The sequence below is a fragment of the Streptomyces sp. col6 genome (genome assembly GCF_008042035.1).
Classification (GTDB): Bacteria; Actinomycetota; Actinomycetes; order Streptomycetales; family Streptomycetaceae; genus Streptomyces.
In genome coordinates, this window is sequence record NZ_RDBL01000017.1 from 1 (window position 1) to 8,284 (window position 8,284).

Consider the following 8,284-nt stretch of genomic DNA (forward strand, 5'->3'; position numbering starts at 1 on the left):
ATCGTGGCGGGGGCGGGCGCGCTGCTCGTGGGGACGGTGCTCGCCTTCGAGGTGTACAGCCTGGTGGCGACCACCGTCGAGTCCCCGGCCCCGCAGGACGGGCCCGGCGGGGCGGTGCTCGTCGTGCCGTTCCTGGCCTTCTTCGGCGTGCCGGCCGCGCTGTGGGGGAGCCTGGCGGGGGTGCTGCCGGTGGTGTGGGCGGCCCGCCGGCTGAGCGGGCGTCTGACCGGGCGGGACGTCTGGTGGTGGGTGCCGGCTGTCGCGGCGGTGGCGGCGGTCGCGGTCGCGGCCGTCGTCGGGCTCGTCCGGCACCTGGGGGCCGGAGCGCTGGCCCTCACCTGGCTGACCGGTGCCGCGCTGCTGGCCGGGGCCGCCCTGATCGCCAGGGACTCCGCGCTGCACGGTCGCCGGCTCCTGCGGACGCTCGGGTACGGCGGGGCGGCGGCAGTGGCCGTGCTTGTCGTCGGGGCCGGGGTGTTCGGGACCGGACTGGTCACCGAGTACACCCCGCCGAGGACGGACGCCGCCGGGCTCGCGGGCACCTGGGCCGACGGGCATGGCGGCACGCTGCGGCTGTCGCCCGACGGCACGGCCCGCGCCGAGAACCTGAAGGACCACGCGGCCGCCCACAAGGACGACGCGGACGCGGTCCTCGCCAGGTACCGCTGCACCGGCACGGGTACCTGGTCCTACGAGGGGGACGACTCCGCGTCGACCTGGGACCAGCGCGTGCGCCTCGACCTGGAGCACTGCGCGCTGGGCCGGCTCGACGGCTGGCGGATCGGCGGTACGTCCGGCGGGCTGAAGCTGAACGCGGAGTACGGAGACCCCGACGACCCGGGCTGGTACACCCTCACCCGCTGACGCTCAACGCCGCTTCCGGGCCGCCCGCTTGGCGATCTTCTCGGCGTCGAGGGCCAGTTCGCGGAGCATGCCGCTGATGGGGTTGGTGAAGCCGGTGAAGTAGAGGCCGGGGGCCTCCTTGGGGGTGCGGGCGCCGTGCACCACCGGGCGGCCCCGCTCGTCCAGCACCCCGAGGTGGCCGACCAGCGGTTCGAGGGCCCGGCGGTAGCCGGTCGCGGCGATCACGACGTCCGGGGTGATCCGGGTGCCGTCCGCCAGCACCACCGCGTCCTCGTCGAACGACTCGACGGCCGCCACCGGGACGACCCGGCCGCGCTTCACCGCGTCGATCAGGCCGACGTCCTGGACCGGGATCGCGCCCTCCTTGACGCGGGAGTACAGACCCGTGTCGGGGCGGGGCAGCCCGTGTTCCGAGAGGTCGGGGACGGCCGCGCGGGCCATCAGGCGGCCGGCCCGGTCCACCAGGGCCACCGGAAGGCGGCGGACCAGGATGCCGGTCGCCTGCGCGGGCCAGCCCGCCGTGGAGCGGCGCACGAGGTGCGGGACGGTGCGCACCGCGAGCCGTACGCGCGACGCCCCGCCCTCCACGAGGTCGACGGCGATCTCCGCGCCGGTGTTGCCGACGCCGACGACCAGGACGTCCTTGCCCGCGTACGGGGCGGGGGAGCGGTAGTCCGACGCGTGCAGCAGCTCGCCGGTGAAGGTCTCGCGGCCGGGCCAGTCCGGCAGGCGCGGGGTGTGGTTGAAGCCGGTGGCGACGACGACGGCCCGCCCGGTCAGTTCGCGGCCCCCGCTCGCGCTCAGCCGCCAGCCGGTGCCGTCCGCCGCCCGGTCGATCCGGGAGACCTCGACGCCGGTGATCACTTCCAGCTCGTGGTGCTCGGCGTACTTCTCCAGGTAGCGCACCACGTTGTCGCGGGCCACCCAGCGGCCGAACTTCCGGGGCATCGGCAACCCCGGCAGCGCGGACCAGCGCCGGGTGGTGTGCAGGTGCAGCCGGTCGTAGTGGCCCCGCCAGGACGCGCCGACGCTTCCGGCCTTCTCCAGCACGACGGCCCGGACGCCGCGTGCGCGCAGGGCGGCCGCGGCGGCCAGTCCGCCCGGTCCGCCGCCGATGACGTAGACGGGGCGGTCCTCGGTGAGGTCGGTGGGGGCCGGGGAGGTACTACCGGCGGTAGGTGCGCTGTCGGACATGCTTCGGAGCGTAATCGCGTGACTCCTTGATGGGTCTCGGTCAAGACCGGAATCGATTGCGAATTGATCACGCTCGCGGAGCGGCGGCCCGCGTCAGGTGCGGTAGTGGTCGGCCACCGCGTCGAATGCGGCCTTCGGCTCCCAGGGCAGTCCGGGGTACGTGGTGCCGTCCCGGTCCTCGTACACCTTGACGATGCCGAGGGAGGCGAGGTCCAGGTCGTCGCGGGGGTCGCCGTCCGGGCGGTGCGGGTGGCTGTGCAGCGCGAAGAGGAACGGGAAGGCGCTGTCGACGCCCTCGCCGTCGAAGATGTCGAGGAGTTCACCGACGTACGCGGCCTGGCCGGCCTCGTCCCGCTCGTACACCCCGTCCAGCCGGACCGGCGCGCCCGTGGCCGGGTCCGTCTCGACGATCTCCATGCTGCGCGGCGCCACTTCGCCCGAGCCGCGCCAGGTCGCGGTCCCGAAGCCGGTGACGGCGACCGGCTTGGCCCCGGCCGTCAGGGTGCGTACGCCCTCCCGGAACACACCGGCCACCTCGGCGGACCGGATGAGTTCGAACGTCATGAGGTCGAACGGGTCCCAGTCCACGCCCTCGAACTGGACGGCCGCGTAGGTGACTCTGCCGCCGAACCGGGCCCGGACCGCGGCCACCGCCTCGCGGAGGAAGGGGTTGAGGCGGGCGCCCACCGCCGTGAGCCGTTCCCGCCGCCCGGCGGGGTCGGCCAGCAGCAGTCCCACCCGCTCCTCGGCGCTGCCGCCCTCCAGGAAGCCGCGGTTCATGAGGCTCAGTTCGACGCCCGTGACGAACACGACCTCGGCGCCCTGGGCCCGTAGCCGCTCGGCCCGTTCCGCGCAGTCGGCGAACAGAGCCAGGATCTCGTCGGCCGCCAGCTCCAGCGGGTACGGCGAGAACCACACCTCCAGACCCAGGTCCGCCGCGTGGCGGGCGGCGAGTTCCAGGCGTTCGGGGTCGCCGCCGGTGAGATGCACGGCGGTGCAGTGGAGGTCGTCGCGGATGATCGCCAGCTCCCGCCGGACCACGTCGGGGTCGAAGTGCGCCCGGGAGTACACGCCGTGGCGCAGGAAGCCGGTGTCGTAACAGATGCCCTTGGCTCGCATGGCGGGCCCGCCTTTCTGTAGGTGGCCCGCACGCTAGGACCTGAAGTTGCGTGCACGCAAGTTTGCGTACGCGCAAGAATCTCGGGATACTGGCCGGGTGACGACGGAACGGACCGGGCTGCGGGAGCAGAAGAAGCAGGCCACGCGGGTGGCGCTGCGCGAAGCGGCACTGCGGCTGGCGCTGCGCGACGGCCCCGGGAACGTCCGGGTCGACGACATCGCGGAGGCGGCCGGGGTCTCGCCCCGGACCTACAACAACTACTTCTCCAGCCGCGAACAGGCGATCGTCGCCGCCGTCACCGCCGGACGGGAGGCGCGGGTCGCCGCGGCCCTGGCCGCCGTGCCCGCCTCGGCCCCCCTGTCCGAGGCCGTGACACGGGCGATCCTGGAGCAGTACACGGACCCCGACGACCCCGACGCGCTGCTGCTCGTCACCGCCGGCCCGGCGCTGCGGCAGGCGTTCCTCGACGCCTCCGCCACGGTCGAGGCGCCGTTGGCCGCCGCGATCGGCAGCCGTCTCGGGGACGCGGGCGCGCCGGTGGCGCGGGTCCTCGCGGCGAGCGTCGCCGCGGCGGTCCGCGTCGCACTCCAGGACTGGCTGACCCCGGCCGGGTCCGGAGGGCTGGTCGTGCCGACGGGCTCGCTGCCCGACCTGCTCCGGGACGCGCTCACCGCGCTCGGGCCGGCGCTGGACGCGGCGGAGGAGCGGCGGCGCTGACGTGCGGGCCCCGGTCGCCGGACTCCCGGGCGCCGGTGGCACGCTGGGGGCGCCCGATCCGTACGGCCGTGAGGGAAGCATCCGTTGAGCACCGGCAGCTACTACGAGCGCATCGACGCACACCACTACAAGCCGACCGCGCACGCGAGCGGCGCGTGGAGCACGGACGAGGTGCACTTCAGCCCGTTCGGCGGGCTCCTCGTGCATGCCGTCGAGCGCCATCTCGCCGAGCGGCCGGGCGAGCGGCTGCTGCTGTCCCGGATCAGCTTCGACATCCTCGGGCGGCTCGCCCTGGACGAGTGCGAGATCCGCGTCGAGACCGTCCGCCCCGGCCGCACCATCGAGCTGGTGGAGGCCGTCGCCCTCATCGCGGGCCGTCCCGTCGTACGGGCCAGGGCCTGGTCGCTGGCGCCCGTGGACACCACCGAGGTGGCGGACGGCGAGGACGACCGGCTCACCCCGCCGGAGGCGCTGGCGCCCTGGCCGATGGCCGACCTCTGGCCCGGCGGCTACATCGCCTCGCTGGACGTCCGCCCGCTCGCCCCGCCGCTGCCGGGGCGCACGACCGCCTGGATCTCGACGCCGCTCGACCTGGTTGCGGGCGAGACCGCCGGGCCGCTGGCCTCGTACGTGGCGCTCGTCGACACCGCCAACGGCATCGCCGTACGCGAGCAGCCCACCGAGTGGATGTTCCCCAACGTCGACCTGACGATCCATCTGCACCGGCAGCCCGAGGGCCGCTGGACCGGCCTGGACACCACGGTCGTCTTCGGCCCCACCGGACAGGGCCTGACCAGCACGGTCCTGCACGACGTCAACGGACCCGTCGGCCGGGCCGAACAGATCCTCACCGTACGACCGCTGTAGCCGTTCCCGTCAGCGCCGCCGGGTGCGCTCCATCCAGGGGCCGAACTCGCTCTCCAGGACGAGCCGTCCGAGCTTGCGGTACTCCGCCAGGACCGCCGCGACCAGCTGCTGCGTGTCCAGCGCGCTGCCCGACTCGGCCGCCTGGTACGCGGCGGTGACCGCGCAGGCCCGGATCGATCCGCCTGTCAGCTCGAAGCGCTCCGCGCACGTCGCCAGGTCCAGGTCCGGGGCGCGGGGGATCTCCGTACCGAGGCAGCGTTCCCACAGGGCGAGGCGCTGTTCGGCGTCCGGTACGGGGAAGTCGGCGACCACGTCGAGCCTGCGGGTGAACGCCTCGTCCAGATTGGCCCGCAGGTTGGTGGTGAGCACCGCGATGCCGTCGAAGGACTCGATGCGCTGGAGGAGGTAGGCCGACTCCACGTTGGCGTGCCGGTCCTGCGCGTCCTTGACCTGCGAGCGCTTGCCGAAGACGGCGTCCGCCTCGTCGAACAGCAGCACCGCGTTGACCTCGGACGCCTCGGTGAAGATCCGCTCCAGGTTCTTCTCGGTCTCACCGACGTACTTGTCCACCACGGACGACAGGTCGACGACGTACAGCTCCATGCCCAGGTCCGCCGCGACCACCTCCGCCGACATCGTCTTGCCCGTCCCGGACTCCCCGGCGAACAGCGCGACGATGCCCCGGCCCCGTCCGCCTCCCGGCCGCATCCGCCACCGGCCGAGCACTTGGTCCCGGTGGCGGGCGCGCAGGGCCAGGTCGGACAGCTGGCGGCGGGTCGCCGGGGGCAGGACGAGGTCGTCCCAGCCGACCGTGGGCTCGATGCGGCGGGCGAGGCGGGCGAGCCCCGCGCCGTTCTGCGCCCGGACGGCGGTCCGCAGGTCCTCCGGCGCCACCGGACGGCCCTCCAGCGCGGCCAGCCGGGAGGCCACGTCGGCGGCCCGGCGGATCTGGCCGGAGTCCAGCCGGTACGCCCGGGTGGCGTCCGCGAGGAGACCGTCGGCCATACCGGCGCCGGCGTCCGGCCCGGCGGCGGCACCGGCGTCCGCGAGCGCGCCGCGCCACCGCCGTACCGCGTCCGCCGGGTCCGGTGGCGGGACCACGACCGTCACCGGGCTCTCGCCTGCCCACAGCGGGTCCCAGTGCTTCTTCCCGTACAGGACCAGGGGCGAGCCGCCGCCGACCGCCGCGCAGAGGGCGCCGAGCAGGGCGGCGCCCTTGGGCTGCTCGGGGGCGAGCGTCTCCAGCGGGCCGAGGACGAGTCCGCCGCCGCTCAGCCGTGCCTCGGTCGCCAGCATCCGTACGGCGCCCGCGGGTTCGGGGGCCGCCGCCAGTGCCGCGGTGTCCACGACGAGCGGACGCAGCCCGGCCGCGAGGAGCGCGCCCGTGGCGAGGCGGGCGGGGTCGCCGCCCCGGTCCAGCAGATGCACGAGCCCGCCGCCGGTGCCGGCCGCCGCCGCGATCCGCAGGGTGACCGGTCCGGTGTCCGGCTCCTCCCGCGGCTCCGCCACCCGGACGAGGCCGTGCACCCGGGCGTCCACCTCGTCGTCACCGAGCAGATGCGCGGTGATCCGGTCCGGGACGCGCAGGATCCGTGAGAGCAGGGGGCGTTCGGCGTCCAGGATCTCCACCAGGCCGGATGACACCAGTGGCGCGGACGGGGAGAACCGGAAGCGGCCGGGTCCCGCGGCGGGCAGGCCGCACAGTTCGAGGGCGAGGCCGATGGTCGCCCGGCGCCGGGTCAGGTCGTCGTTCAGATACCCGTACAGCTGCTCGAAGCGGGCGTCGATGTCCGGCGCCATCGCGACGAGCAGGAGGTCGAGGTCCGGCGCGACCAGCCCGAACCGGTCCGCGAGTTCCGCGAGCCGGCCGCGCTCGGGCGGGGCGTCGGGGCCGAGGTCCGGTACGGGGCGGAACGCGTCGCGTGAGTCCAGGACGCGTTCGGCGGCGGCCGGGGTGAGGTACTGCCCCCGGAACGGGTCGTCGGGCTCCGGGTCGCTCTCGCGCCGCAGCGCGGTGGCGAGCCGCACCCGGCGCTCGATGTGCCCGAGCCGCTCCCAGAGGTCGGGGACGGCGGTGTCCGGGGCGTCGAGCCCGGCCGGGACGCGTTGCGCGGTGGTCACCGGGCCGCACCCCCGCGCCTGCGCCGTCCCGGCGGCAACTGCCGTTCGCGTTCCGCCGCGAAGCCGCGGCCCGCCGGGTCCGTCGCGCCGTCCTCGTAGCGCAGCCGGCGGCCCGGGTCCGTCGCCCCGCCGTCCACGGCGGGGGCGGTGCGGACGAGCAGGCCCTCCGTGACCGGCGGCCCGGCCGGTTCGATCTCGCCGGACAGCGGGGCCCATACGCGTACGTCGATCGCGGCCTTCAGCTCGCCGCCCAGCGCGGACCACACGTCCACCGTGGACGGGCGGTCGCCCGAACCGGCCGACGCGGCCTCCATCTCGACCGTGAGCCCGAGGTCGGCGAGGCTGCCCGTGAGCATGCGGCCGGGCAGGGCGCGCGTGCGGATCAGGCAGCGCAACACCTCGGAGAGCAGGCGGTGTTCGTCCTGGGGGCGGTTGGTCCAGGCGGTGACCAGATAGGTCAGCTCGAACCAGCGCGGGGGCGTACGCCGTCCGGTGATCAGGCCCTCGGCGTCGTACTCCTCGGACGTGCCGCTGCGGCGGCGCGTCGCGTCCTCGCGGATGCCGTACAGGAAGACGCTCACCGTGGGCGCGTTGCGGCGGGCGGACCAGTCCTTCGTCGGGGCGTCGAAGACCAGCTCGACACCGCTGTCCTCCAGGCCCGCGTCGACCAGCAACAGCCGCAGGCCCTCGTCGACTTCGTGGATCACCGGCGTCCCATCTCGTCCGGCGGCACCAGGTTGCCGGTCACGACCAGGAAGTCGGTCTTCACCGGCGAGAAGCCGGGCCCGGACGCCGTGATGGTGCGCGGGCCTGTCCGGTCCTTCACCATGACCAGCAGCTGGGCGATGAACGTGCCCTCACGGCCCGGCAGTGTGGGCGCGGCGGCGGCCGTGATCCCGGGGTTCCAGGCGAGCTTCACCGGCGCGCCGGGCGGGAAGTCCTTGCCGCGTACCGAGGTGACGAAGCCGGGCTTGCCGATCTCCGGCACCGAGATGATCCGGGGCTGGAGGATGCGCAGCGGGATGCGGGAGACGTTGTCGCCCTTGTCCGCGTCGGTGCCGGTGGTCGTCAGCGTGCCGGTGATCCTGGTCCGCAGGGCGTGGTCGGGGGCGAGCACGACCCGCAGGACCGAGGAGGCGCCCGGCGCCAGGTCGGGGACCTCGCAGACCTCGCCGGTGCAGCCGGGCGGGAGCGTGGCCACGGGGATGCGGGCGGGCAGCCCGAGCCGCAGCCGCAGACCGGTGGCCAGCGCGTTCCTGCCGTTGCGCACGGTGTACGTCACCACGACCCGGCCGCCGACGTAGCCGGGGCTGGGCTGCGCGCGGACGACGACGCCGGGACCGGCCTGGGGCGCGGGCGGCAGGGCGGGCGGCTGGGCGGCCGGCGGCGGCAGCTTGGGCG

The 8,284-nt window shown here is 75.0% G+C and carries 7 protein-coding genes and 1 pseudogene; 3 read left to right on the forward strand and 5 right to left on the reverse strand.

Annotated elements, in window-relative coordinates:
* A partial coding sequence (locus EAO73_RS25415) for a hypothetical protein (protein ID WP_147973910.1) occupies window positions 1–864 on the forward strand: 864 nt, incomplete at its 5' end.
* Window positions 865–867: 3 nt separating this feature from the next.
* On the opposite strand, the gene EAO73_RS25420 is transcribed toward EAO73_RS25415, so the two are convergent.
* Window positions 868–2,058 carry a flavin-containing monooxygenase gene (locus EAO73_RS25420; protein WP_147973911.1) on the reverse strand — a complete coding sequence of 397 codons (1,191 nt, stop codon included), beginning with the start codon at window positions 2,056–2,058 and terminating at the stop codon, window positions 868–870.
* Between the two features lie 93 nt (window positions 2,059–2,151).
* On the reverse strand, window positions 2,152–3,177 hold the full coding sequence (locus EAO73_RS25425) for a hypothetical protein (RefSeq protein WP_147973912.1): 1,026 nt from the start codon (window positions 3,175–3,177) through the stop codon (window positions 2,152–2,154).
* Between the two features lie 97 nt (window positions 3,178–3,274).
* Between EAO73_RS25425 and EAO73_RS25430 the strand changes: the two genes are divergently transcribed.
* Window positions 3,275–3,895, forward strand: a complete 621-nt coding sequence (locus tag EAO73_RS25430; protein WP_147973913.1) for a TetR/AcrR family transcriptional regulator — start codon at window positions 3,275–3,277, stop codon at window positions 3,893–3,895.
* 84 nt (window positions 3,896–3,979) lie between these two features.
* On the forward strand, window positions 3,980–4,762 hold the full coding sequence (locus EAO73_RS25435; RefSeq protein WP_132902864.1) for a thioesterase family protein: 783 nt from the start codon (window positions 3,980–3,982) through the stop codon (window positions 4,760–4,762).
* Between the two features lie 9 nt (window positions 4,763–4,771).
* On the opposite strand, the gene EAO73_RS25440 is transcribed toward EAO73_RS25435, so the two are convergent.
* The 3 genes and pseudogenes from EAO73_RS25440 to EAO73_RS25450 form a co-directional block, all read right to left on the reverse strand.
* Entirely contained in the window at window positions 4,772–6,883 is a 2,112-nt protein-coding gene (locus EAO73_RS25440; protein ID WP_147973914.1) for an ATP-binding protein, read from the reverse strand.
* The gene (locus EAO73_RS25445) at window positions 6,880–7,590 is read right to left on the reverse strand and encodes a DUF4255 domain-containing protein (protein WP_147973915.1); all 711 of its coding nucleotides are present in this window, start codon (window positions 7,588–7,590) and stop codon (window positions 6,880–6,882) included. The genes EAO73_RS25440 and EAO73_RS25445 overlap by 4 nt, the downstream gene beginning before the upstream one ends.
* Window positions 7,587–8,284 (reverse strand): annotated as a pseudogene (locus EAO73_RS25450) (hypothetical protein); the annotation flags it as partial. The pseudogene EAO73_RS25450 and the gene EAO73_RS25445, both read right to left, overlap by 4 nt.